The sequence below is a fragment of the Halomonas sp. GD1P12 genome (assembly GCF_025725645.1).
GTDB lineage: Bacteria > Pseudomonadota > Gammaproteobacteria > Pseudomonadales > Halomonadaceae > Vreelandella.
Window position 1 is genome coordinate 2844647 of sequence record NZ_CP107007.1, and the last position, 24205, is coordinate 2868851.

19 protein-coding genes and 3 tRNA genes are annotated in these 24205 nt (G+C 62.7%); 5 read left to right on the plus strand and 17 right to left on the minus strand.

What is annotated here, in order from left to right; all coding sequences use genetic code 11:
• The first annotated feature begins 63 nt into the window (after positions 1-63).
• Both OCT39_RS13020 and OCT39_RS13025 read left to right on the plus strand, forming a co-directional pair.
• Positions 64-465 carry a LexA family protein gene (locus tag OCT39_RS13020; RefSeq protein WP_263584893.1) on the plus strand — a complete coding sequence of 134 codons (402 nt, stop codon included), beginning with the start codon at positions 64-66 and terminating at the stop codon, positions 463-465.
• A gap of 19 nt (positions 466-484) precedes the next feature.
• Positions 485-1108 (plus strand): IMPACT family protein, encoded by a 624-nt coding sequence (locus OCT39_RS13025; RefSeq protein ID WP_263584894.1) that lies wholly within the window; start codon positions 485-487, stop codon positions 1106-1108.
• A gap of 199 nt (positions 1109-1307) precedes the next feature.
• On the opposite strand, the gene OCT39_RS13030 is transcribed toward OCT39_RS13025, so the two are convergent.
• From OCT39_RS13030 to OCT39_RS13040, 3 genes are all read right to left on the minus strand, one after another.
• A complete protein-coding gene (locus OCT39_RS13030) occupies positions 1308-2627 on the minus strand; it encodes a sodium ion-translocating decarboxylase subunit beta (protein ID WP_263584895.1) in 1320 nt (439 codons plus the stop codon).
• A 12-nt stretch (positions 2628-2639) separates the two neighbouring features.
• Entirely contained in the window at positions 2640-4505 is a 1866-nt protein-coding gene (gene oadA / locus OCT39_RS13035) for a sodium-extruding oxaloacetate decarboxylase subunit alpha (RefSeq protein ID WP_263584896.1), read from the minus strand.
• Between the two features lie 84 nt (positions 4506-4589).
• Positions 4590-4847 carry an OadG family protein gene (locus tag OCT39_RS13040; protein ID WP_263584897.1) on the minus strand — a complete coding sequence of 86 codons (258 nt, stop codon included), beginning with the start codon at positions 4845-4847 and terminating at the stop codon, positions 4590-4592.
• Positions 4848-4972: 125 nt separating this feature from the next.
• On the opposite strand from OCT39_RS13040, the gene OCT39_RS13045 reads away from it, so the two are divergent.
• On the plus strand, positions 4973-5968 hold the full coding sequence (locus OCT39_RS13045) for a tRNA dihydrouridine synthase (RefSeq protein WP_263584898.1): 996 nt from the start codon (positions 4973-4975) through the stop codon (positions 5966-5968).
• A gap of 184 nt (positions 5969-6152) precedes the next feature.
• Here the strand turns inward: OCT39_RS13045 and OCT39_RS13050 are convergent.
• From OCT39_RS13050 to OCT39_RS13090, 9 genes are all read right to left on the minus strand, one after another.
• A tRNA-Arg gene (locus OCT39_RS13050) sits at positions 6153-6229 on the minus strand.
• Between the two features lie 76 nt (positions 6230-6305).
• A tRNA-Arg gene (locus OCT39_RS13055) sits at positions 6306-6382 on the minus strand.
• Positions 6383-6453: 71 nt separating this feature from the next.
• Positions 6454-6546: transfer RNA gene (locus tag OCT39_RS13060), tRNA-Ser, on the minus strand.
• A gap of 125 nt (positions 6547-6671) precedes the next feature.
• Positions 6672-6860: a carbon storage regulator CsrA gene (gene csrA / locus OCT39_RS13065; protein ID WP_252106858.1), complete on the minus strand. Its 189-nt coding sequence runs from the start codon at positions 6858-6860 to the stop codon at positions 6672-6674.
• A gap of 199 nt (positions 6861-7059) precedes the next feature.
• Positions 7060-8310 carry an aspartate kinase gene (locus tag OCT39_RS13070; RefSeq protein WP_263584899.1) on the minus strand — a complete coding sequence of 417 codons (1251 nt, stop codon included), beginning with the start codon at positions 8308-8310 and terminating at the stop codon, positions 7060-7062.
• Positions 8311-8439: 129 nt separating this feature from the next.
• The gene (gene alaS, locus OCT39_RS13075; RefSeq protein ID WP_263584900.1) at positions 8440-11046 is read right to left on the minus strand and encodes an alanine--tRNA ligase; all 2607 of its coding nucleotides are present in this window, start codon (positions 11044-11046) and stop codon (positions 8440-8442) included.
• Between the two features lie 159 nt (positions 11047-11205).
• A complete protein-coding gene (locus OCT39_RS13080; protein ID WP_263584901.1) occupies positions 11206-11691 on the minus strand; it encodes a regulatory protein RecX in 486 nt (161 codons plus the stop codon).
• 24 nt (positions 11692-11715) lie between these two features.
• Positions 11716-12777 carry a recombinase RecA gene (recA, locus tag OCT39_RS13085; RefSeq protein ID WP_263584902.1) on the minus strand — a complete coding sequence of 354 codons (1062 nt, stop codon included), beginning with the start codon at positions 12775-12777 and terminating at the stop codon, positions 11716-11718.
• A gap of 153 nt (positions 12778-12930) precedes the next feature.
• A complete protein-coding gene (locus OCT39_RS13090) occupies positions 12931-13404 on the minus strand; it encodes a CinA family protein (RefSeq protein ID WP_263587343.1) in 474 nt (157 codons plus the stop codon).
• A gap of 168 nt (positions 13405-13572) precedes the next feature.
• Between OCT39_RS13090 and mutS the strand changes: the two genes are divergently transcribed.
• Both mutS and fdxA read left to right on the plus strand, forming a co-directional pair.
• Positions 13573-16137 (plus strand): DNA mismatch repair protein MutS, encoded by a 2565-nt coding sequence (gene mutS / locus OCT39_RS13095; protein WP_263584903.1) that lies wholly within the window; start codon positions 13573-13575, stop codon positions 16135-16137.
• A 154-nt stretch (positions 16138-16291) separates the two neighbouring features.
• Positions 16292-16615 carry a ferredoxin FdxA gene (gene fdxA / locus OCT39_RS13100; protein WP_263584904.1) on the plus strand — a complete coding sequence of 108 codons (324 nt, stop codon included), beginning with the start codon at positions 16292-16294 and terminating at the stop codon, positions 16613-16615.
• Between the two features lie 67 nt (positions 16616-16682).
• On the opposite strand, the gene OCT39_RS13105 is transcribed toward fdxA, so the two are convergent.
• The 5 genes from OCT39_RS13105 to OCT39_RS13125 all read right to left on the minus strand — a co-directional run bounded on the left by OCT39_RS13105 (position 16683) and on the right by OCT39_RS13125 (position 24197).
• On the minus strand, positions 16683-18074 hold the full coding sequence (locus OCT39_RS13105; RefSeq protein ID WP_263584905.1) for an L-cystine transporter: 1392 nt from the start codon (positions 18072-18074) through the stop codon (positions 16683-16685).
• A gap of 618 nt (positions 18075-18692) precedes the next feature.
• Positions 18693-19982 carry a phosphopyruvate hydratase gene (eno, locus tag OCT39_RS13110; protein WP_263584906.1) on the minus strand — a complete coding sequence of 430 codons (1290 nt, stop codon included), beginning with the start codon at positions 19980-19982 and terminating at the stop codon, positions 18693-18695.
• A gap of 84 nt (positions 19983-20066) precedes the next feature.
• Positions 20067-20930 (minus strand): 3-deoxy-8-phosphooctulonate synthase, encoded by an 864-nt coding sequence (gene kdsA / locus OCT39_RS13115; protein WP_263584907.1) that lies wholly within the window; start codon positions 20928-20930, stop codon positions 20067-20069.
• A gap of 9 nt (positions 20931-20939) precedes the next feature.
• Positions 20940-22595: a CTP synthase gene (locus OCT39_RS13120; RefSeq protein ID WP_263584908.1), complete on the minus strand. Its 1656-nt coding sequence runs from the start codon at positions 22593-22595 to the stop codon at positions 20940-20942.
• A 183-nt stretch (positions 22596-22778) separates the two neighbouring features.
• Complete coding sequence (locus OCT39_RS13125) at positions 22779-24197, minus strand: FAD-dependent oxidoreductase (RefSeq protein WP_263584909.1); 1419 nt, start codon at positions 24195-24197, stop codon at positions 22779-22781.
• Between the last annotated feature and the right edge of the window lie 8 nt (positions 24198-24205).

Here is a 24205-nt window from a genome sequence, read left to right on the forward strand (position 1 = left end):
GACATGCTCTGCGCTTTTCACTTGTTCACGCCCAGGGAGCGGGCGATTGCTGGAGAGAAACCGATGATCGCATCACGACCGATTGAGCCTGCCACCGCCTCGCGCGTCGCGGCCAGCACGCGTAACCCCGCCCTTAAGCGGGTAACCGGTGAGCAGCGTGAAGTCACCCGGCGCAACACCTATGCGCTGCGCGTTCGCGGTCATCGCATGCAGCAGTACAATCTGTTTGACGGCGACGTGATCGTGATTCACCGCCAGCAGCGCGGTGGCCACCGGGAAATCGCCACCGCGACGATCAACCAGCGCGAAATCGCCCTCAAGGAGCTGTCGATCAGCCGGCTTGGCCTGCGCCTGTGCGCCGAAGGCGAGGCGATGCCGACGGTTTTCCTGCATAATAGCGATATACAGGTGCTGGGCATGGTGATGGGCGTTGAAAGCCCCGCCGCAACCACTCGGCGCCACTAACCGTTTCAGGGAGCCCCGCTTGCGCTACCGAGCCCCCGACCTTGCGCTCGACACCCGTTTTGAAGCCGAGCTTGTCATCGAGAAAAGCCAGTTCATCGCCTGGCTTTGCCACGCGCCGACGCCAGAGGCCTTCGAGACGCTTTTAAAAGCGGCGCGGTCGGCGCACCCAAGCGCCAGCCACCACTGCAGCGCCTTCATTGCCGGCCCGCCCGGCGAGCAGACCCATATCGGATTTTCTGACGACGGCGAGCCCGGCGGCACCGCGGGGCGGCCGATGTTTCAGGCACTTTCGGGAAGCGGGCTCGGTGAAATCGGCTGCGTGGTCATCCGCTACTTCGGCGGCACCAAACTCGGCACCGGCGGGCTGGCCCGTGCCTATGCTCAGTCGGTGAATAAAGCCCTCGAGACGCTGCCTACGCGCGAAATCGTCGAGCGTACTTCCTACCGTGTAAAGGTCGATTTCGCCCAGGAAGCCCAGGCCCGCGCCTACTTCGACGAACAGAGCGCGCCCATTACGGGTGCCGACTACGACGGCCAGGGCGTGACGCTGACCGTCGCCTGGCCCACCGACGAGCCGGCGGATTTCACCGTGCTCGAAAGTCGCCTGAAAAGCGCGCTGGACATTCAACGCGTCAAAACCTGACACGCCCCGCTCGAAAGCGGGGCGTGTCAGTTAGCCCATTCGTCTAATCCGGTGCAGGAAGCGGTGTCGCCCACCCCTACGTGAGGCGCTGTGAACCCTTCCCTGGGCGCTACTTTCGCCATCCCTGGCGAAAAACCCTCACTACGGGCTGCTCGACACCGCGCCACGTTCTCTGACGCTTTCACTTACACCGCGGCTTTTAGCCCAGATACTTGATCATCACCCCGGCAGCCACCGCCGAGCCGATAACGCCGGCCACGTTCGGGCCCATGGCGTGCATCAGCAGGAAGTTGTGCGGGTTCGACTCGAGCCCCACCTTGTTGGCGACCCTCGCGGCCATCGGCACGGCGGAAACGCCAGCGGCGCCAATCAGCGGGTTGATCGGCATTTTGCTCACCAGGTTCATCAGCTTGGCCATCAACACGCCGGCGGCGGTGCCGATGCCGAAGGCCACGATGCCCAGACCCAGAATGCCCAGCGTCTCAAAGGCAAGAAAGCTTTCGGCCATGAGCTTCGAGCCCACCGAAAGCCCCAGTACGATGGTGACGATGTTGATCAGCGCGTTCTGGGCAGTGTCCGCCAGCCGTTCGACCACGCCGCATTCGCGCATCAGGTTACCAAAGCAGAACATGCCCAGAAGCGGCGCGGCATCCGGCAGAAACATCGCCACCAGCAGCAGCAAAATGATCGGAAAGACGATCTTTTCGAGCTTCGAGACCGGACGCAGCTGCGTCATGGCGATCTTGCGCTCCTTGTCGGTGGTCAACAGGCGCATGATCGGCGGCTGGATCAGCGGTACCAGCGCCATGTAGGCGTAAGCCGCCACGGCGATCGCCCCCAGCAGTTCCGGGGCCAGCACGCTCGAGACATAAATCGAGGTCGGCCCGTCCGCGCCGCCGATGATGCCGATCGCCGCGGCCTGATTGAGCGAAAAGTCCATCACGCCCATCGAGGTGAGCAGCACCGCGCCAAAAAGCGTCGCGAAAATGCCGAACTGCGCCGCCGCGCCGAGAAACAGCGTACGCGGGTTGGCCAACAGCGGGCCGAAGTCGGTCATCGCCCCCACGCCCATGAAAATCACCAGCGGCGCGATGCCCGAACCGATGGCCACGCTGTAGAAGTTGTAGAGCACGCCGTTGCTGTAGCCTGCCGCCACGGCGATGTCGCGGGCGGCGCGCGCTGCTTCCGGGGCGGCGTCGTGCGCGACCACCTTGAGCGCTTCGCGCCAGGCCTCCAACCCTGCCGCCGGGTCGAGCGCCACCCCCAGGGCGGCGCCGATCTGCTCCAGCAGCGCCGGGCGCGCCACGTCGATCGCCTGATCGAGCGCCGAAATCGCAAGCCCCGCCTCGGGGATGTTGGCCAGAATCCCGCCAAAACCGATCGGCACCAGCAGCAGTGGCTCGAACTTCTTGTAGATGGCGAGATACAAAAGCACCAGCGCCACCACCATCATGACCGCCTGGCCGAGCTGGAGGTTATAAAGCCCCGAGCCTTCCCACAGGGTAATCAATTTATCCATTATCGGATGCCCTTAAAGCTCGACCAGAGAGTCGCCTACGGCGACGCTGTCGCCTTCGCTCACGTTGACGCTGGACACCGTGCCGCCGCTCTGGGCGCGCACCTCGGTTTCCATCTTCATGGCTTCGAGAATGATCACCACGTCGCCTTCACTCACCTGATCACCCACCTTCACGTTGACCTTGAAGATGTTACCGGCTAGCGGCGCATCGATGCTCTCCCCGCTCGAAGCAGCCGGCTCGCTCGTTGGCGCCGGCGCCGATGACGCGCTGGTGTCAGTGATTTGGCCAATATCGCCGCCTTCGGCGACCTCGACCACGTAGGCCTTGCCGTTGAGCTTGACGGTATAGGTCTCGGGTCCGGCGGCCGTTGCCGCGCCAGCCGTCGCTGCGCTGGACGTTGCCGCGGCGGCCGATGCCGGTGACTGAGCTTTGGACTTGTCGTCACCCTTGGCTTGCTCGACCTGGGGCGCGGGCTCGAAGGCGTCCGGGTTGTCGCGGTTTTTCAGGAACTTCAGGCCGATCTGTGGAAACAGCGCGTAGGTCAGCACGTCGTCGATGCGCTGCTCGCCTTCGCTCAGGCGAATGCTCTCGGCGCTCGCCTTCTCTTCGAGCTCGCTTTTTAGCCGCTCCATCTCGGGCGACAGGTTGTCTGCCGGGCGGCAGGTGATCGGCTCACCGCCTTCCAGTACGCGCGTTTGAAGCTCCGAATTGAACGGCGCGGGCGCGGCCCCGTATTCACCTTTCAACAGCGCCTGCACTTCCTTGGAGATCGACTTGTAGCGCTCATTCATCATCACGTTCATCACCGACTGAGTGCCGACGATTTGCGAGGTCGGCGTTACCAGCGGTATGAAACCCAGGTCTTCACGCACCCGCGGAATCTCCTCGAGCACGTCGTCGAGCCGGTCGCCGGCGCCCTGCTCCTTGAGCTGGCTCTCCATGTTGGTGAGCATGCCGCCGGGCACCTGAGCGGTCAGGATGCGCGAGTCGATGCCTTTGAGCGAGCCTTCGAAGGCGGCGTACTTCTTGCGCACCTGACGGAAATAGCCGGCAATGTCCTCGAGCGCCTCAAGATCGAGGCCGGTGTCGCGGTCGGTGTCCTTGAGCATTGCCACTACGGATTCGGTCGGGCTGTGGCCGTAGGTCATCGACATCGATGAAATCGCGGTGTCGACGTTGTCCACGCCGGCCTCGACTGCTTTCAAGATGGTCGAGGTCGAAAGCCCGGTGGTCGCGTGGCAGTGCAGGTGAACCGGAATCGACAGCGCCCTTTTCAGCCGCGTGACCAGCTCGAAAGCGGTGTAAGGCGTCAAAAGGCCCGCCATATCCTTGATCGCCAGCGAGTCGGCGCCCATCCCGGCGATGGTCTGGGCAAGCTCCACCCAGCTGTCCAGGGTATGAACCGGGCTTACGGTGTAGGAGATGGTGCCCTGGGCATGGCCGCCGACCTGGCGCACGGCCTTGATCGCGCGCTCCAGGTTACGTGGGTCGTTCATGGCGTCGAACACGCGAAACACGTCGACGCCGTTGGTTTTGGCGCGCTCGACGAATTTATCGACGACGTCATCGGCGTAGTGGCGGTAGCCCAGCAGGTTCTGGCCGCGCAGCAGCATGGCCTGAGGTGTGTTGGGCATCGCTTCCTTGAGCGCGCGAATACGCTCCCAGGGATCTTCGCCCAGATAGCGAATGCAGGCATCGAACGTCGCCCCGCCCCAGGTCTCCAACGACCAGAAGCCGATTCTGTCGAGCTTTTCGGCAATCGGCAGCATATCGTCTAGGCGAAGGCGCGTAGCGAACAGCGATTGGTGGGCGTCGCGCAACACGACATCGGTGATGCCCAGCGGGCGGGGTTTCTCGTGTGTGACTGGCTCGTTCATGGCTCGTTTCCAAAATTGTTTTGTTAGTAAACTTAACAAAAAAAGCCGCTTTATCTTTGTAAAGTTCGCTAGTCAGCGGTGTCGCTATCGGGTACGCGAACTGCGGTAACGATGCACCGCGGCAGAGATGACCGCCACGACCTCGTCGTCCTGGCCCGCCGGGGTCGCGCCAGCGCTGGATTTGACGCGCGTTGGCGTGGATTCGGCGGCGGGCTGCATGCGCGTTATCAGCGCCGACATCAGCACTACGCTGATCACCAGTATGGTAAGAAAAACAAACACAAAGCCCATCCCCAATCCCATCAGGGCCAGCCCTTCCTGTAGCAGCTCTTCTTCTTGCACGGTTTTCTCCCGAATGATCCCATCGATTGGCGCGCCGGGCTTTTGCAAAGGCGCTTGGCGCAGTAAGGACAATCCTCTAACCTGCCATATCCAGCATATATTGCAATGCCGCAAAAGTGGAAGTCATGGTTGTTAATTTACTACAAAAGGGGGAAATCGGCCTGGCGCCGATGGAGGGTGTCATCGACGCTCTCACCCGCGATTTGCTCACCCGAGAGCGCGGCTTCGATTGGACGGTGACCGAGTTCGTACGCGTGGTGGATGCGCGCCTGCCACCCCGAGTGTTCTACAAGCACTGCCCGGAGCTCGAGCACCCGCCGGTCGCCACGCCCAGCGGCGTGCCGGTGCACCTGCAGCTTCTGGGTTCTGACCCGGTGGCGCTGGCTGCCAACGCGCGTCAGGCGCTCGAGCTGGGCGCGGTCAGCGTGGATCTGAACTTTGGCTGCCCGGCCAAACTCGTCAACCGCCACGACGGCGGCGCCTCGCTGTTGCGCCGCCCGGAGCGGGTCTTTCGCGCGGTGAGCGCGGTGCACGAAGCCCTGGAGGGGCGCATCCCGGTCACGGCAAAGATTCGTCTGGGCTTTTCCGATCGGCGCCTGGCGGTAGCCTGCGGCCAGGCCGCCGAGGCGGGTGGCGCCGCAAGGCTGGTGGTACACGGGCGCACCCGTGACGAAGGCTATCGGCCGCCGGCGCACTGGGAGTGGATCGGGCGCATCCGCGAGCGGCTCTCGATCCCGGTGGTGGCCAATGGCGATATCTGGACGCTGGAGGATTACTGGAAGGCGCGCACGCTTTCGGGCTGTCGCGACGTGATGCTCGGGCGCAGTGCGCTGGCGGACCCCTGGCTTGCCCCGCGCATTCGTCACTGGCTGGACACCGGCGAGCGCCTGCCCGAAACCAGCTGGGCGATGCGCGCAGGCGTCATCGCCGAGTACGCAAGGCGCCAGCGCGAAGCGCTGCCCGAGCGCGTGGTCGTGTCGCTGGTCAAGCAGTGGCTGGCCCAGATGCGCCAGGCAAGCACCGAGGCCAACCAGCATTTTCAGCGCTTGAAGCGCATCGCCGAACTCGACGTGCTGCTCGCCGAGCTCGCCCCAACCCCCAGGGCGTGCGCCCTCGCCTAGCCATTAGCCAAAAAAAACGCCTGACCACGTAGCGTGGCAGGCGTTTTAAACGACCGCAGAGAGCGCGAGCAGCTCTCATGCACAGGCTCCATCCTCCTGAACCAGCCTGCGGGGCGCGTCTGGCGTGTTTACATGGCGCCGACGCAGAAAACCCGCCTCAAAAGAGACGGGTTTTCCTGGAATTTGGCGCGCCCGGGAGGATTCGAACCTCCGACCCTCTGATTCGTAGTCAGATACTCTATCCAGCTGAGCTACGGGCGCTTTACAAAATGTCCTGCTACTTTCTCGATTCAAATCGACGGATGTAATCGCGCGATTCGATCAAACAACCTGTGGATGGCGCGCCCGGGAGGATTCGAACCTCCGACCCTCTGATTCGTAGTCAGATACTCTATCCAGCTGAGCTACGGGCGCATATCCAATGAAAACTCGCTCGATTCCAAAATACTTCGAAACGTAAAACGATTTTCAACAAGTTCGGCAGTTGGCGGAGAGAGAGGGATTCGAACCCTCGATAGGGCTATAAACCCTATACTCCCTTAGCAGGGGAGCGCCTTCAGCCACTCGGCCACCTCTCCTCAACGGCACGGCGCGAATATTACCGATTATGCGTTGGGTTGTCCAGACTTAAGCAGAAATTTTTTCGCACCGGCTTCATGTTAGCGCTTAGACGCCCTCTAGTGGACGTGGGATAAGCCGCCATTTATTCAGGTTCGCTTTCAGTGTCACGCTCGCGCTGAATGCGCTGGTAGATCTCTTCGCGATGTACGGCGACATCCTTGGGAGCATTCACACCAATTCTGACCTGATTACCTTTTACTCCCAACACTGTGACGGTGATCTCATCACCTATCATCAGCGTTTCGCCTACGCGGCGCGTTAGGATGAGCATGGCTGATCTCCTTCTCAGACGTTTGTACAACGAACCGTGTCCGCCAGAGGCGTCACCGTCGCTATTATGCGACAAAGCGACACCAGTCACCAACGACTGTTGCCTCTGGCTCCATGACACGTTAAGCATTCGCTGTAAGTGAGCTCACCACCGTTGGCAGCAAGTTACCTATTAGCGTAGAAGGTTTAGAGCACAAATGTTATTTAGATTCTATATTTGTGCTGTCCAAACCGAACGCCTTGTGTAGCGCGTTCACCGCCAGTTCCATATGCTTTTCATCGATGACCACGGAAATCTTGATTTCCGAGGTGGAGACCATACGGATATTGACGTTCTCATCGGCCAATACACGAAACATCTTCGAGGCAACGCCGGCGTGAGAGCGCATGCCGACACCCACCAGCGAGACCTTGGCGATGTTGTCGTCACCGCGCAGCTCACCGCCGCCCAGATCCGGAATCACGCTCTCTTCCAGAAGCTTTTTGGTCGCCTTGTAGTCGCCCTTGGCCACGGTGAAGGTGAAGTCGGTGTAGTCGCCGGCGGGGGCCACGTTCTGCACGATCATGTCGACTTCGATGTTGGCGTCGGCGATCGGGCCGAGAATGCGTGAGGCGACACCCGGCACGTCTGGCGTATGCAAAAGGGTCAGCTTGGCTTCGTTCTTGGTAAAGGCGATACCGGAGATCAGCGGTTCTTCCATGGAATCCTCGTCTTGGTCAGAATCAGCAACAATTAGGGTACCGGGGCCATCCTCGAAACTGGACAGCACCCGAAGCGGAACGTTGTACTTGCCAGCGAACTCTACCGCGCGAATCTGCAGCACCTTGGATCCCAGGCTTGCAAGCTCCAGCATCTCCTCGACGGTGATGCTCGTAAGGCGCTGCGCCTTCGAGCAGACGCGCGGGTCGGTGGTGTAGACGCCGTCGACATCGGTATAGATCTGGCACTCGTCGGCACCGAGCGCCGCGGCCAGGGCCACGCCGGTGGTGTCCGAGCCGCCGCGACCGAGGGTCGTGATGTTGCCCTCTTCATCCACGCCCTGAAAGCCCGCCACGACCACGACCTTGCCTTCGTCGAGGTCGGTCTTGAGATCGTCGGTTTCGATGCGCTGAATGCGCGCCTTGGTGTAAGCGCTGTCGGTATGGATACCCACCTGGGCGCCGGTGTGCGAAGTCGCCGACACGCCGAGCTGCTGCAGCGCCATCGCCAGCAGTGAAATGGTGACCTGCTCGCCGGTGGAGAGCAGCATGTCCATTTCGCGCGGCGCCGGGTCTTCGTTGAGCGCGTGGGCCATATCGGTGAGGCGGTTGGTCTCGCCGCTCATGGCGGAGACCACCACCACGATCTGGTGGCCCTGGTCGCGAAAGCCTTTTACCTTTTCCGCCACGGCCTTGATCCGGTCGACGGAGCCGACCGACGTACCGCCGAACTTTTGTACGTATAGTGCCATATGCCATTTTCCCTATGCGTTCGGAGTAAAAGAGTAATAGTAGACTAGCGGGAAATTAGCGTTGGAAACATGCGCTAGTCTGACTACCGCTATAAAAAGGGCCGATGGCAGCGCCACCGGCCCTTTGAGTTAGAGCGCGTTTGCAAGCCAGGCCGGCACACTATCGAGCGCCCCGGGTAGCGCCTGGGGCTGGCTGCCGCCGGCCTGGGCCATGTCCGCGCGCCCGCCCCCCTTGCCGCCGACCTGTGCGGCGACGTGGTTGACCAGCTCGCCGGCCTTGACGCGGTCGGTGAGATCGTCGGTCACCCCGGCGATCAGGCTCACCTTGCCCGCCGCCTGGTCCGCGACCGCCAACAGGATCACGCCGGAGCCGATCTTCTGCTTGAGCTGGTCGAGCATGCCGCGAAGGTCCTTGCCGGAAACGCCGTCGAGCCGAGTCGCCAGAAGCTTCACGCCGCTTACTTCTTGGACCTGGCCAAGCAGGTCACTGCCGGCGGAGCTTGCAAGCTTCGCCTTGAGCTGCTCGAGCTCTTTTTCGAGCGTGCGGTTGCGCTCAAACAGCGACTCCACGCGGGACTCGACCTGCTCGGGCTTGGCCTTGAGCCGCGCCCCCAGGCGCTCGAGCGTGGCTTCCTGCTGCTGGAAGTAGGCCAGCGCGTTCTCGCCGGTGATCGCCTCGATACGACGAACGCCGGCGGCGGTGCCCGCCTCACTCACGATATGGAAGCAGCCGATATCGCCGCTTCGCGCCACGTGGGTGCCACCGCAAAGCTCGATGGAGAAGTCGTCAGCTCCGATGGTCAGCACGCGCACGCTGTCGGCGTATTTCGCCTCGAACAGCGCCGCTGCGCCCTTGGCTTTCGCCTCGGAAAGCGTCATCTGCTCGGTGCGGGTCGGAGCGTTGGCCAGCACCTGCTCGTTGACCAGCCGCTCGACCTCGGAAAGCTGCTCGGCGCTCAGCGCCTCGAAATGGCTGAAATCGAAGCGCAGGCGCTCGGCGTTGACCAGCGAGCCCTTCTGCTGGACGTGGTCGCCCAGTACGATGCGCAGCGCTTCGTGCAGCAGGTGGGTGGCGGAGTGGTTACGCACCGTGGCGGCGCGAAGGCCGGTATCGACCTCGCCACGCGCCCCGGCGCCGACGCTCAGCGTGCCTTCGACCATCACGCCCTGGTGCAGGTGGTGGCCGCTCTGCTTCTGGGTATCGGTGACCTGAAAGCGCCCGCCGTCGACGTGCAGGTAGCCGGTGTCGCCCACCTGGCCGCCGGACTCGCCGTAGAACGGCGTGCGATCCAGCACCACGATCCCCTTCTGCCCTGCCTCGAGCGCGGCCAGCGCGTTGCCTTCGGTATCGAGTAGCGCCGTCACCTGGGCGTCGTCGGCTAAAAGCTCGTACCCGGTGAAGTCGGTGGCGCCTTCGAGCTCGATGTTGGCGCTGTAGTCGGCGCCGAACTGGCTCGCCGCGCGGGCGCGCTCACGCTGGGCCTCGAGCTCGCGCTGGAAACCCGCTTCATCGAGTGTGACGCCGCGCTCGCGGCAGACGTCCGCGGTCAAATCGAAGGGGAAACCGTAGGTGTCGTAGAGCTTGAACACGGTCTCGCCGGGCAGCGTGTCGCCGTCGAGATTCTCCAGCGCTTCGGTCAGAAGCCCCATGCCATGATCCAGCGTGCGGGCGAACTGCTCCTCTTCTTTCAGCAGCACGCGGGCGATCTGCGCGCTCGACTCGCGAAGCTCCGGGTAGGCGTCGCCCATCTCCGCATCCAGCGCCTCGACCAGCTCATGGAAGAACGTTCCCGTGGCGCCAAGCTTGTGGCCGTGGCGTACCGCGCGGCGAATGATCCGGCGCAGGACGTAGCCGCGCCCTTCGTTGGAGGGCAGCACGCCGTCGGCGATCAAGAACGCGCAGGAACGGATGTGGTCGGCGATGACGCGAAGCGACGGTGCCTCGAGATCATGGGAGCCGGTGGCCTGCGCGGCCGCTTTCAGCAGGTTCTGGAACAGGTCGATCTCGTAGTTGGAGTGCACGCCCTGCATGACCGCCGCAACACGCTCAAGCCCCATGCCGGTGTCGATCGAAGGCTTGGGCAGCGGATGCAACGTGCCCTCGGCGTCACGGTCGAACTGCATGAAGACCAGGTTCCAGATCTCGATGTAGCGGTCGCCGTCTTCCTCCGGGCTTCCGGGCGGCCCGCCCCAAACGTCAGCGCCGTGATCGAAAAATATTTCCGAGCTCGGCCCGCACGGGCCGGTATCGCCCATCTGCCAGAAGTTGTCCTCGTCCAGACGCGAGAAGCGCTCGGGGTCGATGCCGATCTCCTCTTTCCAGATCCTTTCGGCCTCGTCGTCGCTGATATGCACGGTGACCCAAAGCTTCTCCTTTGGAAGGCCCAGGGTGTCGGTCAGAAACGTCCAGGCAAAGCGGATGGCATCACGCTTGAAGTAGTCGCCGAAGCTGAAGTTGCCCAGCATCTCGAAAAACGTGTGGTGGCGCGCGGTGTAACCGACGTTGTCCAGGTCGTTGTGCTTGCCACCGGCGCGCACGCAGCGCTGGGCCGAGGTGGCGCGCACGTAGGGGCGCGGGTCGCGGCCCAGAAAAACGTCCTTGAACGGCACCATGCCGGCGTTGGTGAACAAAAGCGTTGGGTCGTTGCCGGGCACCAGCGAGCTGGTGGGAACCACGGTGTGTCCGTGCTCTTCGAAATAGGAGAGGAAGGCCTGCCTGATCGCTGCGCTTTTCATAGGGGTTCCGTGACAATGAAGCGTGATGCCCCGGGGCGCTATCGCCGCCACCCTGGGAGCCGCAAAACATCCATTATAACGAAGTTGCCACGCGACTAAAGCCACGAAGCGCTGGCGTCTTACAAGCAGTGCGATGGGTGAAGGAATTACAGGTGCGGTTTAGTCGGAAAGCGTGGAGAGCGCGTAGCGAATCTGCTCGAAGTCGAAGCCGCGCTGAGCCAGAAAGCGCTCGCGTTTGGCGCGCTCTTTGGGGGGCACAAAACGCTCGCCCGAAGGCGCCCCGGACGTGCGAAAGCGCCGCTGTAGCGTTTCAGCCGCCAGTTCGAACCAGTCGATGCGCTCCTGCTCGGCGACCGCGTTAATCGCCTGCGTTTGGGCATCGCCTCTGATGCCACGGCGACCAAGCTCCATTTTGATGCGTATGGGCCCTTGGCCTCGCAGCACCCGCGAGCGTACGAAACTTTCGCTGAAGCGGTCGTCGTTTTGAAGCCCCTGCTCCTCGAGGGCGTCGAGGCATTCGAGGATATCGGCCTCCTCGAACGTCTTTTGCGCAAGCTTTTCATGGAGCTCGGCGCGGGAGTACTCGCGCCGGGCCAGTAGATCGATGGCGACCCCGCGCGGGGTCGCGTTACCGGCGCCAAACATGGCTCTCTCCGCAGGGACGGACGATTAGATCAGGCTATCTTCGCCGCCCGCGTCATCCGCTGCGGCGACCTCTTCTTCTTTTTTGGGCTCGGCCTTGGCCAGCAGCTGATCGCGAATCTGGCTCTCGATCTCTTCCATGATTTCCGGATGCTCTTCCAGGTACTGGGACGCATTGGCCTTGCCCTGACCGATCTTGCTGCCCTTGTAGCTGTACCAGGCGCCGGCCTTGTCGACCAGGTTGCACTGCACGCCCAGATCGATCACTTCGCCGGCGTGGTAGATGCCCTTGCCGTAGAGAATCTGGAACTCGGCCTGACGGAACGGCGGCGCGACCTTGTTCTTCACGACCTTCACGCGGGTTTCGTTACCGGTGACCTCGTCGCCGGTTTTCACCGAGCCGGTGCGGCGAATATCCAGACGCACGCTCGAGTAGAACTTCAGCGCGTTACCGCCGGTGGTGGTTTCGGGGCTGCCGAACATGACGCCGATTTTCATGCGGATCTGGTTGATGAAGACGACCAGGCAGTTGGCGTTCTTGATGTTGCCGGTGATCTTGCGCAGCGCCTGAGACATCAAGCGCGCCTGCAGACCCACGTGGGCGTCGCCCATTTCGCCTTCGATCTCGGCGCGCGGGGTGAGGGCCGCCACGGAGTCGATGATGATGACGTCGACACCGCCGGAGCGCACCAGCATGTCGGTGATCTCGAGCGCCTGTTCACCGGTGTCCGGCTGGGAGACCAGCAGGTCATCCAGGTTGATGCCGAGCTTTTCCGCGTAGCTTGGGTCGAGCGCGTGCTCGGCGTCCACGAACGCGCACACCTTGCCCTGTTTCTGCGCCTGAGCGATGACCGACAGCGTCAGCGTGGTCTTGCCCGAGGACTCCGGGCCGAAGATTTCGACGACCCGCCCGTAGGGCAGACCGCCAATGCCGAGCGCGATGTCGAGTCCTAATGATCCGGTCGATACCGACGGCATGACCACGCGCGGCGCATCGCCCAGACGCATGACGGTGCCCTTGCCGAACTGACGATCGATCTGGCTGAGCGCGGCGTTCAGTGCTTTGGTACGGTTTTCATCTTGAGCCATGTAAAGCGTCCTCGTAACAACCTGTATAATTAGCCAGTATTATGCCAAATATTGGCCGCAAAACCTATCCCTGTCGCGCTATTTATTTCCGCAGCACCCCGGCTATCAGTTCGCTCTCAAAGCGCTGACAGCAGTGCTTTTTGCCCGAGTGCGCTAGCGCGAAAGGCGCAGGATCAACGCGATCAGCGCCTCGCGCACCGCCTGCTCACGCACCGCTTGCCGGTCGCCGGGAAACATGAAGCGCTGGGCGCGCTGTTCGCGCTCGCTGCCCACACTTAGCCACACGAGCCCCACGGGCTTTTCCGCGCTGCCGCCGCCGGGCCCGGCCACGCCGCTCACCGCCACGCCAAGCTGTGCGCCGCTTTCACGACACGCCCCGCGCACCATCTCGTTCACCACCGCCTCGCTCACCGCACCATGGGCGTCGAGCGTTTGTTGGGCCACGCCCAAAAGCCGGGTCTTGGCCGCGTTGGAGTAGGTCACCAATCCGGTTTCGAAATAGGCGGAGCTGCCCGCCGCCGAGGTGATCATCGAGGCGATGCCGCCCCCGGTGCAGGACTCTGCCGTGGTCAGCGTGACGTTCTGGGCCACGCAGAGCTTGCCCAGGCGCTTGGCAAGCAGCGCCATATCGAGATTTTTCAAGCCGGATACGTCAGCCACCTTGCAGACTCCTTCATGTCAGCGCTGTGTTCAGCGTAGAATACTGCGTTTGTGTTGCCTATAGAACCAACACACGGAACTCGAACACCGCCCACGGCCAAGCCTTGCCGTGGGCCACGCCAAGCCAGGACGTCCATGTCACAAAGCCCCGCGCATACGCCCATGATGGCGCAGTATCTGAAGATCAAACGTGACCACCCGGAAGTGCTGCTTTTCTACCGGATGGGGGATTTTTACGAGCTGTTCTTCGACGATGCCCGCCGCGCCGCGGCGCTTTTGGATATCACCTTGACCGCCCGCGGCCAAAGCGGCGGCAAGCCGATTCCCATGGCTGGCGTCCCTTACCATAGCGCCGAGGGCTATCTTGCTCGGCTGGTCGCCGCCGGCGAGTCCGTGGCGATTTGCGAGCAGATCGGCGACCCGGCGACCAGCAAGGGCCCGGTGGAGCGCCAGGTGGTGCGCATCGTCACCCCAGGCACGCTGCACGATGAGGCGCTGCTCGACGCCCGACGCGATAACGTCCTGGTCGCGCTCGCCCCGGGCCGCGATCGCTTCGGTCTTGCCTGGCTCGAACTCTCCAGCGGGCGCTTCAACGTGCTCGAGGTAGAAAGCGAAGCAGAGATGCTCGCCGAGCTGACCCGCCTGGCGCCGGCGGAGCTTTTGGTGCCTGAAAACCTGACGCTGCCGGAGGCCTGGTCGCAAAAGCGCAGCCTGCGCCGCCAGGGCGAGTGGCTGTTCGATTTAGACAGCGCCAACCGGAGCCTGTGTGATCAGTTTCAGGTGCAGGATCTGCGCGGCTTCGGCTGCGCGCACCTTTCCACGGCGCTCATCGCCGCCGGCGTTTTGGTCGATTACGCCCGCGACACCCAGCGCTCGCGCCTGCCCCACGTCACCGCCATCACTGTCGAGAATCGCGACGACGCCGTCGTCATCGACGGTGCCAGCCGGCGTAACCTGGAGATCGACACCAACCTTGCCGGCAGCACCGACAATACGCTGGCGAGCGTGCTCGATACCTGCGCCACGCCGATGGGCTCGCGGCTCTTGAAGCGCTGGCTCAACCGCCCGCTGCGCCAGATCGAGCTGGTCAAGGGCCGCCAGGCCGGCGTCGCGCTTTTGAGCCTCGACGCCGCCTATATGGAGCTTCGCGAGGCGCTTTCTGAGCTTGGCGACATCGAGCGCATACTGGCGCGCGTAGCGCTCTACAGCGCCCGCCCGCGGGATCTGGCCCGCCTTCGCGATGCGCTCAACGCTTTACCCGAACTACAGCGCCTTTTGGAGGCGGTGGAGAGTGGCAGCGCCATCGACGCGCTCAAGCCCCACGTTCGCCCCTACCCGGAGATGGCGGACACCCTGACCCGGGCGATCATCACCAACCCGCCGGTGGTGATTCGCGACGGCGGCGTGATCGCGGAAGGCTTCGATGATGATCTCGACGAGCACCGCGGGCTTGCGGAAAACGCCGGCGAGTATCTGGTCGAGCTCGAGCGGCGCGAGCGCGAGCGCACCGGGCTTTCGAACCTGAAAGTGGGCTATAACCGGGTGCACGGCTACTTCATCGAGCTGCCCCGCGCTCAGGCGCAGCAGGCGCCGGCGGAGTACATTCGCCGCCAGACGCTGAAAAATGCCGAGCGCTTCATTATCCCCGAGCTCAAGGAGTTCGAGGACAAGGCGCTGTCGGCAAAGTCCCGGGCGCTGTCGCGGGAAAAGTGGCTCTACGAGCGCCTTCTTGGCGAGCTCAACGCCCATCTTCACGCGCTCCAGGCGACCTCCCAGGCGCTCTCCGAGCTCGACGTGCTGTGCGCCTTCGCCGAGCGCGCCGAGGCGCTTGGCTGGGTGCGCCCGACGCTTAGCCAGGAAACCGGTATTCACGTCACCGCCGGGCGCCACCCGGTGGTCGAGCACGTCAGTCAAACGCCTTTCGTGCCCAACGATATCGACCTTTCCCCGACGCGGCACATGCTGGTCATCACCGGCCCTAACATGGGCGGTAAATCGACCTACATGCGCCAGACCGCGCTGATTGCGCTGCTCGCCCACTGCGGCAGCTTCGTGCCCGCCGCACAGGCCGAGATCGGCCCGCTCGATCGCATCTTCACCCGCATCGGCTCCTCCGACGATCTCGCCGGCGGGCGCTCCACTTTCATGGTGGAGATGACCGAAACCGCCAATATCCTGCATAACGCCACCGACCAGAGTCTGGTGCTGATGGACGAGATCGGCCGCGGCACCAGCACCTTCGACGGCCTGTCGCTTGCCTGGGCGAGCGCCGAGCAGCTGGCGGGCACCAAAGCGCTGACGCTCTTCGCCACCCACTACTTCGAGATGACCGCCCTGCCGGAGCAAGCCGAGGGCGTGGCGAACATTCACCTGACCGCCACCGAGCATGGCGACAGCATCGTGTTCATGCACCGCATCGAGGCGGGGCCGGCAAGCCAGAGCTACGGCCTGCAGGTCGCCCAGCTGGCCGGCGTGCCAAGTGCGGTGATCCATCGCGCCCGCGAGAAGCTTGCCATGCTCGAGCAGCGCGACGTCGACGAGCAGCAGCGCCCGGCACCGGCGGCCAGCGCGCCGCTTCAAAGCGATCTGTTCGCCAGCGCTCCGCACCCGGTGGTGGAGGCGCTTACCAACGTCGACGTGGACGATCTATCGCCGCGGGAGGCGTTGGCCCTGATGTATCAGTGGCGGGCGCTTCTCTGACGGGCCAGTTCGCGCTTGCCGCAGCCCGGCACCCCCTCTAGAATACTCGGCATGCGTTTTAGCTTATAAAAAGCGGTTAGCTTATAACCATTCACGATTAGCAATCATTTACGACTACCGTGGCCGCCGGCGGCCAGGCAAGAGGAACCAACCGATGACGTTTGTCGTTACCGAAAACTGCATCCAGTGCAAATATACCGACTGCGTAGAAGTCTGCCCGGTCGACTGTTTCTATGAAGGCCCGAACTTTCTGGTGATCCACCCCGACGAGTGCATCGACTGCGCGCTGTGTGAGCCGGAGTGCCCCGCCGAGGCGATCTTCTCTGAAGACGAGTTGCCAAGCGGCCAGGAACCCTTCATCGAGATCAACGCCGAGCTCGCCGACGTATGGCCCAATATCAACGAAAAGAAAGACCCGCTGCCGGACGCCGAAGAGTGGGACGGCAAGAGCGGCAAAATGGACAAGCTCGAACGCTGAGCCCTGCCCTACCCTTGCAAATGAAAAAAGCCACCCGAAGGTGGCTTTTTTTGGGCCTGAAAGCGCGCTAGGCGGCTTTCGGCGTGCCCAGCTCGTCGGACTCCGCGGCGAAGACCGCACCGTCGTGTTGGCCCAGCAGCCGGCTGGTCACGGTGCCTGCGGTCATGGAGCCGTTGACGTTGATCGCCGTGCGGCCCATGTCGATCAGCGGCTCGATCGAGATCAGAAGACCGGCCAGTGCGATCGGCAGATCCAGCGTCGAGAGCACGATGATCGCCGCAAAGGTCGCCCCGCCGCCGACGCCGGCAATGCCGAACGAGGCCAGCGTCACCACCAGCACCAGCGTCGCCAGGAACTCGAGCGAGAGCGGGTCGATCCCCACCGTCGGCGCGATCATCATGGCGAGCATCGCCGGATAGAGCCCCGCGCAGCCGTTCTGGCCGATGGTGGCCCCAAAGGAGGCGGCGAAATTGGCGATCGCCGGCGGCACGCCGATACGGTCGACCTGGGCTTCGATGTTGAGCGGAATGGTCGCCGCACTCGAGCGCGAGGTGAACGCGAACGTCAGTACCGGCCACACCTTCTGGAAGTAGCGCAGCGGATTGACCCCGGCGCCGGAGAGAAACAGCGCGTGCATCACCAGAATCAGGCCAAGCCCGATATAGGAGGCCACCACGAACCCCAGAAGGCCGAGAATGTCGCCGATGTCGGACGTCGCGACCACCTTGGTCATCAGCGCCATGACGCCGTAGGGCGTGAGGCGAATCACCATGCGCACCAGGCGCATGATCCACTTCTGCACCACGTCGATGCCGTCGATCAACCTGTCGCCGAGTACCGCGTTCTCGCGCTTGATGCCCAGTGCCGCCATGCCCAGAAAGGTCGCGAAAATCACTACGCTGATGATCGAGGTCGGGCGCGCGCCGGCCAGGTCCTGGAACGGGTTGCTGGGAATGAAGGATAAAAGCAGCTGTGGTACGGTCAGATCCGCGACCTGGGCGCTACGCTCGATGATGTCCTGGCCGCGCTCGAGCTCGCGCGCGCCCTGAACGAGCCCTTCGGCGGAAAGCCCGAACAGCTGGGTCATGCCGATGCCGATGATCGCAGAAATCGCCGTGGTGATCATCAGCATGGCCAGCACGCCAACGCTGATCTTGCCAAGCGAGCTGGCGTCGTGAAGCCGGGTGACTGCCGAGAGAATCGTCACCAGCACCAGCGGCATGATGATCATCTTGAGAAGCTGCACGTAGCCACCGCCGACCAGGTTGACCCAGTCGATAGTGCCGGTGAGCGTGGCGGTGTCGGCATAAAGCGCCTGCAACGCAGCACCCAGCAGTACACCAATAATCAGCCCCACCAACACCACGCGAGAAAGGCTCGCGCCGCGGCGCTGCCAGCGCGCCAGCAGTGCGATCGCCAGCGCAAAAATTAGTACGTTTATCGCTACCCACCAGGGCATGGTCGTCGCCTCCTTGAAACCAGGCCGGTGCGGAATGCACCGGACAACGAGCAGACCAAACGATAGCCTGCTAACTCGGACGCGACATGGTAATTAATCGTCGAAAGGAATAACAATGCATTTTTCTTATAACCATCGATAGCATTCGCGCTAACGCCCGGTAGAGTGCGCCGCCCGGGATCACAACGACCTCAATGCCCATGGCAAGTACATAAACAGGCACATAAAAAAGGCGGCCCGTAGGCCGCCCGCTCCAAGCACTTCCTTTCACCACATCCTGTGTCAACACTCCTCGGTGTCCTCCCTGCCGGCGCCTCGTTCACCGTGGCCCCGGCGCACCACTTCTTTCGCTCTCTATCCTGCCTAAAGCATCCTTGCCTCCCCTTGTCCTGAGGCCAGTGTGACAGAGATGAAGCGCAGCGCAAAAAGTGCTTATCATTAAAAAAGGCGAGCCCTGAGGCTCGCCTTGAGATTTCAACCCTATAAAAATCAATTATTTAAAAAATCCATTATAAAGAAAGCTTTTTATTTCCAACGCTTTAGTACTATTTTCCTAGCGTCAGGTAAGCGATCTCTTACACCCGATTAAACGATTACTTACAGGCGAGGCGCCCAGGCTCACTGCCCCTTGATCGCTTTTAGCCCGGGGTAATCGACGTTTCCAAGCTCCGCCTCGATCATGAGCAGGCGATTGTACTTGGCGACCCGGTCGGAGCGGCAAAGCGATCCGGTCTTGATCTGGCCTGCGGCGGTGCCCACGGCCAGATCGGCGATGGTGGTGTCCTCGGTTTCACCGGAGCGGTGTGAGATTACCGCGGTGAAGCCGGCATCCTGGGCCATCTGGATGGCATCGAGGGTCTCGGAGAGCGAGCCGATCTGGTTGAACTTGATCAGAATGGAGTTTCCGATCTTCTCGTCGATGCCGCGCTTGAGAATTTTCGTGTTGGTCACGAACAGGTCGTCACCCACGAGCTGGACCTTATCACCGAGCTTGTCGGTGAGCGCCTTCCAGCCATCCCAGTCGGACTCGTCCATGCCGTCTTCGATCGAAACGATCGGATAGTCGTCGCAAAGCCCGGCGAGATAATCGGTGAAGCCCTGGGCATCGAAGCTCTTCTCTTCGCCGGCAAGCACGTACTGGCCATCCTTGTAGAACTCGGAAGAGGCGCAGTCGAGCGCCAGGGTCACGTCAGTGCCCAGGGTGTAGCCGGCATCCGCCACCGCCTGCTTGATCACCGCCAGCGCCTCGGCGTTGGAAGAGAGGTTCGGCGCGAAGCCGCCCTCGTCCCCCACCGAAGTGGAGAGCCCTTTCGCGGCGAGCACCTTCTTCAGCGCATGGAAGATTTCGGCGCCCACTCGCAGCGCCTCGCGGAAGTTGGCCGCGCCCACGGGCTGAACCATGAATTCCTGGATATCGACGTTGTTATCCGCGTGCTCGCCGCCGTTCAAGATATTCATCATCGGTACCGGCATGCTGTAGTGGCCCGGCTTGCCGTAGAGCTCGGCGATATGGGCGTAGAGCGCCACGCCCTTGGCGTTGGCCGCCGCCTTGGCTGCCGCCAGCGACACCGCGAGAATGGCGTTGGCGCCCAGGTTTGCCTTGTTGTCGGTGCCGTCGAGCTTGAGCATGGCGTCGTCCAGCCCGCGCTGGTCGCGCGCGTCCATACCGAGTAGCGCCTCGCGGATGCTGCCGTTGACCGCCTCGACCGCTTTCAACACGCCCTTACCCAGATAGCGTGCCTTGTCGCCGTCGCGAAGTTCCAGCGCTTCGCGCGAGCCGGTGGAAGCGCCGCTTGGCGCGCAGGCCTGGCCCACCGCACCGCTTTCCAGGCGCACCGTGGCGCTCACGGTGGGGTTGCCGCGGGAGTCGAGCACTTCGAGCGCGGTGATATCCACAATTTTGGTCATGACAGCGTCCTTTTTGATTATCGGTCTACTAACTAGCGATGTTTCCCGTGAGCGCCGGCCGTGGCGTTAGCGCCCATCGCGCGCCTAGCGAATCACGAGCGGCTCGAAGCCTTTTACCAGCGCGTCGAGCTGTGAAAGCTGGGTCAAAAACGGTTTGAGCTGATCCAGCGGCAGCGCACACGGCCCGTCGCACTTGGCGTTGTCCGGGTCCGGATGCGCTTCCAGAAAGAGCCCGGCCAGGCCCACGGCGACACCGGCGCGGGCGAGCTCCGCTACCTGAGCGCGGCGCCCGTCGGCGCTGTCGGCGCGACCGCCGGGGCGCTGGAGCGCATGGGTGACATCGAAAAAGAGCGGGTAGCCGGTCTCCTTCATGTCGCCAAAGCCAAGCATGTCGACCACCAGATTGTTGTAGCCAAAGCTCGACCCACGCTCGCAGAGCATCAGGCGGTCGTTGCCGGCTTCAACAAACTTGGCAATGATGTGGCGCATCTCGTGCGGGGCGAGAAACTGCGGCTTCTTGATATTGATCGCCGCCCCGGTGTTGGCCATGGCGACGACCAGATCGGTCTGGCGGGCCAGAAACGCGGGGAGCTGGATGATGTCCGCTACTTGCGCCGCGGCCGCCGCCTGGTGGGGCTCGTGCACGTCGGTGATGATCGGCACGTTATAGCGCGATTTGATATCGGCCAGTATCTGCAGCCCTTTCTCGAGGCCCGGCCCGCGAAACGAATTGATCGAACTGCGGTTGGCCTTGTCGAAACTCGCCTTGAACACGTAGGGCATGGCAAGCGCCGAGGTGGCCTCGACGTAGGCCGCAGCGACCTCATCGGCAAGCTCGGCGGACTCCAGTACGTTCATGCCACCGAGCAGCATCAGCGGCAGAGAGTTGCCGGCCTTGAGGCCGGCAATGTCGATGTGACGCTCGCGAACGCCTTGATCAGAGGCCATGACGGCTCCTTACTCGTGGGGCGCGGCGTGGGCGCGCGTGCGTTGTGCCTTGTGCTCGACCGCGGCGTTGACGAAGCCCGAGAACAGCGGGTGCCCGTCGCGCGGCGTGGAGGTGAACTCCGGGTGGAACTGACACGCTACGTACCAGGGGTGGTCGGCAAGCTCGACCATCTCGACCAGCGACTGATCGACGCTCTTGCCGGAAATCACCAGCCCCGCTTTTTCAAGCTCGTCGATGAACTGGTTGTTCACCTCGAAGCGGTGGCGATGGCGCTCGACGATTTCATCCGAGCCGTAGGCTTCACGCGCCTTGCTTCCCGGGGCAAGGTGGCACACCTGGCCGCCCAGACGCATGGTGCCGCCCAGATCAGAGGCCGCGTCGCGCAGCTCGATCTTGCCTTCGCTATTGAGCCACTCAGTGATCAAACCGACCACCGGATGCTGAGTGTCGTGGGTGAACTCGGTGGAGTTGGCGTCCGCCCAGCCGGCGACGTTGCGGGCGTACTCGATTACCGCGACCTGCATCCCCAGACAAATCCCCAAATACGGCACGTTGTTCTCGCGCGCGAACTGAGCGGTCTTGATCTTGCCTTCCACGCCGCGCTCGCCAAAACCGCCGGGCACGAGAATCGCGTCCTTGCCGGCCAGGCGCTCGGTGCCGTGGCGCTCGATGTCTTCGGAGTCGATGTAGTCGACGTTGACCTTGATGCGTCCCTGAATGCCGGCATGAATCAGCGCTTCGTTGAGCGACTTGTAGGCGTCCAAAAGCTCCATGTACTTGCCGACCATGGCGATGCTCACCGACTTCAGCGGATTGAGCTTGGCGTCGAGCACCTTCACCCACTCGGAGAGATCGGCAGGCTCGGCTTCCAGGCGCAGCTTGTCGCAGACGATGTCATCGAGGCCGTGCTCGTGGAGCATCAGCGGAATGCGGTAGATGGTATCGGCGTCCTGAAGCGGTACCACCGCGCGCTCTTCGACGTTGGTAAAGAGCGCGATCTTGCGCCGCTCGCTCTCCTCAAGCTCGACTTCGCTTCTGCAAATCAGGATATCCGGTTGGATACCGATGGAGCGAAGCTCCTTGACGCTGTGCTGGGTCGGCTTGGTCTTGGTTTCGCCGGCGGTCTTGATGTAGGGCACCAGCGTCAGGTGCATGAAGATCGCGCGGCTCGCGCCCTGCTCGCTTCGAATCTGGCGAATGGATTCCAGAAACGGCAGCGACTCGATATCGCCGACGGTGCCGCCGATCTCGACCAGCGCCACGTCGAAGCCTTCGCCACCGTCGTAGACGCGCTGTTTGATCTCGTCGGTAATGTGCGGGATGACCTGCACCGTACCGCCCAGGTAGTCGCCGCGGCGCTCCTTGCGCAGCACGTGCTCGTAGACCCGGCCGGTGGTGAAGTTGTTACCCTGGGTCATCCTGGTACGAATGAAGCGCTCGTAGTGACCCAGATCGAGATCGGTTTCGGCGCCATCCTCGGTGACGAACACCTCGCCGTGCTGGAACGGGCTCATGGTGCCCGGATCCACGTTGATGTACGGGTCGAGCTTGAGCATGGTGACCTTAAGGCCGCGGGCCTCTAGAATCGCCGCCAGCGAGGCCGACGCGATGCCCTTGCCAAGAGAGGACACAACGCCGCCGGTCACGAAGATATATCGTGTCATGGAAAACCTGTAAGAACGTGATCAGAAGGCACGGCAGAAAGCCACACCAGGATGGGATGACAGAATACCAGAGCTCGCCCGAAGGCTCAATTTGAACTGGCCGGCCCTCCACTGCCGAGAAAACCTTGCGCCCATAAAAAAACAGGCCGTGCGAACACGACCTGTTGATTTGGCAGGAAGAAATCAGACGCCCAGGTAATCCAGCATTCCCTCGGCGGCCTGACGGCCCTCATAGATGGCGGTGACCACCAGATCCGAGCCGCGGACCATGTCGCCGCCAGCGAAGATTTTCTCGTTAGTCGTCTGGAAGGCGTACTGACCGTGTTCCGGGGCCTTGACCAGGCGACGCTCGCAAACCTCGACGCTGGCGCCTTCGAACCACGGGATCGTGCTTGCCTGGAAGCCAAAGGCGACCACGACGGCATCCGCCGGGATCACTTCTTCGGAACCGGGCACGATTTCCGGGCGGCGGCGGCCGTTTTCATCGGCCTCGCCCAGCCGGGTGCGCACGACCTTCACGCCTTCCACCTTACTCTCGCCGACCACGGCGATGGGCTGGCGGTTGAAGAGAAACTCGACGCCCTCTTCCCGGGCGTTGGCCACCTCGCGGCGCGAGCCGGGCATGTTCTCTTCGTCGCGGCGGTAGGCGCAGGTCACGCTCGCCGCGCGCTGACGAATTGAGCTGCGGTTACAGTCCATCGCCGTATCGCCGCCGCCGAGCACCACCACGCGCTTGCCTTCCATCGAGATGTAGTCCGCCGGATCCTTCTCGAAGCCCAGGCGCCGGTTGACGTTGGCGATCAAAAAGTCGAGCGCCTTGTAAACGCCGGGCAGGTCTTCACCGGGGAAGCCACCTTCCATGTACTGGTAGGTGCCCATGCCGAGGAATACCGCGTCATACTCCTGCACCAGGGTGTCGAACTCGATGTCCACGCCGATCTCGACGTTCAAACGAAACTCGATGCCCATCTCCTCGAACACCGCGCGGCGACGCTCCATGACGTTCTTTTCGAGCTTGAACTCCGGAATACCGAAGGTCAAAAGCCCGCCGATCTCCGGGTGGCGGTCGAACACCACGGGCTTGACGCCGTTGCGCGCTAGAATGTCCGCCGCGCCCAGGCCCGCGGGGCCGGCGCCGATGATCGCGACCTTCTTGTCGGTCCAGACCACCTTGGACATGTCCGGGCGCCAACCCATGGCGAAGGCGGTGTCGGTGATGTACTTCTCGATCGAGCCGATGGTGACCGCGCCAAAGCCATCGTTGAGCGTGCAGTCGCCTTCACAGAGACGGTCCTGCGGGCAGACGCGCCCGCACACTTCCGGCAGCGAGTTGGTCTTGTGCGAAAGCTCCGCGGCTTCGATGATGTTGCCTTCCACAACGAGCTGCAGCCAGTTGGGAATGTAGTTGTGCACCGGGCACTTCCACTCGCAGTACGGGTTGCCGCAGTGCAGGCAGCGGTGCGCCTGGCTCGCCGCGTCCGTTGGCTTGAACGGCTCGTAGATTTCGGCGAACTCTTTGGCGCGCGCGTGCGCCTCTTTTTTCTGCGGGTCCTTGCGACCCACGTCGATAAACTGGAAATCGTTGTTCAAACGGTTGGCCATGATCTCTC

Excerpts from the sequence above, each read along its gene's own strand:
- OCT39_RS13105 (WP_263584905.1), bottom strand. The coding sequence starts at position 18,074 with ATGCCCTGGTGGGTAGCGATAAACGTACTAATTTTTGCGCTGGCGATC.
- eno (WP_263584906.1), bottom strand. The coding sequence starts at position 19,982 with ATGACCAAAATTGTGGATATCACCGCGCTCGAAGTGCTCGACTCCCGC.
- OCT39_RS13020 (WP_263584893.1), top strand. The coding sequence starts at position 64 with ATGATCGCATCACGACCGATTGAGCCTGCCACCGCCTCGCGCGTCGCG.
- OCT39_RS13070 (WP_263584899.1), bottom strand. The coding sequence starts at position 8,310 with ATGGCACTATACGTACAAAAGTTCGGCGGTACGTCGGTCGGCTCCGTC.
- OCT39_RS13030 (WP_263584895.1), bottom strand. The coding sequence starts at position 2,627 with ATGGATAAATTGATTACCCTGTGGGAAGGCTCGGGGCTTTATAACCTC.
- fdxA (WP_263584904.1), top strand. The coding sequence starts at position 16,292 with ATGACGTTTGTCGTTACCGAAAACTGCATCCAGTGCAAATATACCGAC.
- mutS (WP_263584903.1), top strand. The coding sequence starts at position 13,573 with ATGTCACAAAGCCCCGCGCATACGCCCATGATGGCGCAGTATCTGAAG.
- kdsA (WP_263584907.1), bottom strand. The coding sequence starts at position 20,930 with ATGGCCTCTGATCAAGGCGTTCGCGAGCGTCACATCGACATTGCCGGC.
- recA (WP_263584902.1), bottom strand. The coding sequence starts at position 12,777 with ATGGCTCAAGATGAAAACCGTACCAAAGCACTGAACGCCGCGCTCAGC.
- OCT39_RS13090 (WP_263587343.1), bottom strand. The coding sequence starts at position 13,404 with ATGGCGCTGCTTGCCAAGCGCCTGGGCAAGCTCTGCGTGGCCCAGAAC.
- oadA (WP_263584896.1), bottom strand. The coding sequence starts at position 4,505 with ATGAACGAGCCAGTCACACACGAGAAACCCCGCCCGCTGGGCATCACC.
- OCT39_RS13125 (WP_263584909.1), bottom strand. The coding sequence starts at position 24,197 with ATGGCCAACCGTTTGAACAACGATTTCCAGTTTATCGACGTGGGTCGC.
- OCT39_RS13045 (WP_263584898.1), top strand. The coding sequence starts at position 4,973 with ATGGTTGTTAATTTACTACAAAAGGGGGAAATCGGCCTGGCGCCGATG.
- OCT39_RS13080 (WP_263584901.1), bottom strand. The coding sequence starts at position 11,691 with ATGTTTGGCGCCGGTAACGCGACCCCGCGCGGGGTCGCCATCGATCTA.
- OCT39_RS13120 (WP_263584908.1), bottom strand. The coding sequence starts at position 22,595 with ATGACACGATATATCTTCGTGACCGGCGGCGTTGTGTCCTCTCTTGGC.
- csrA (WP_252106858.1), bottom strand. The coding sequence starts at position 6,860 with ATGCTCATCCTAACGCGCCGCGTAGGCGAAACGCTGATGATAGGTGAT.
- alaS (WP_263584900.1), bottom strand. The coding sequence starts at position 11,046 with ATGAAAAGCGCAGCGATCAGGCAGGCCTTCCTCTCCTATTTCGAAGAG.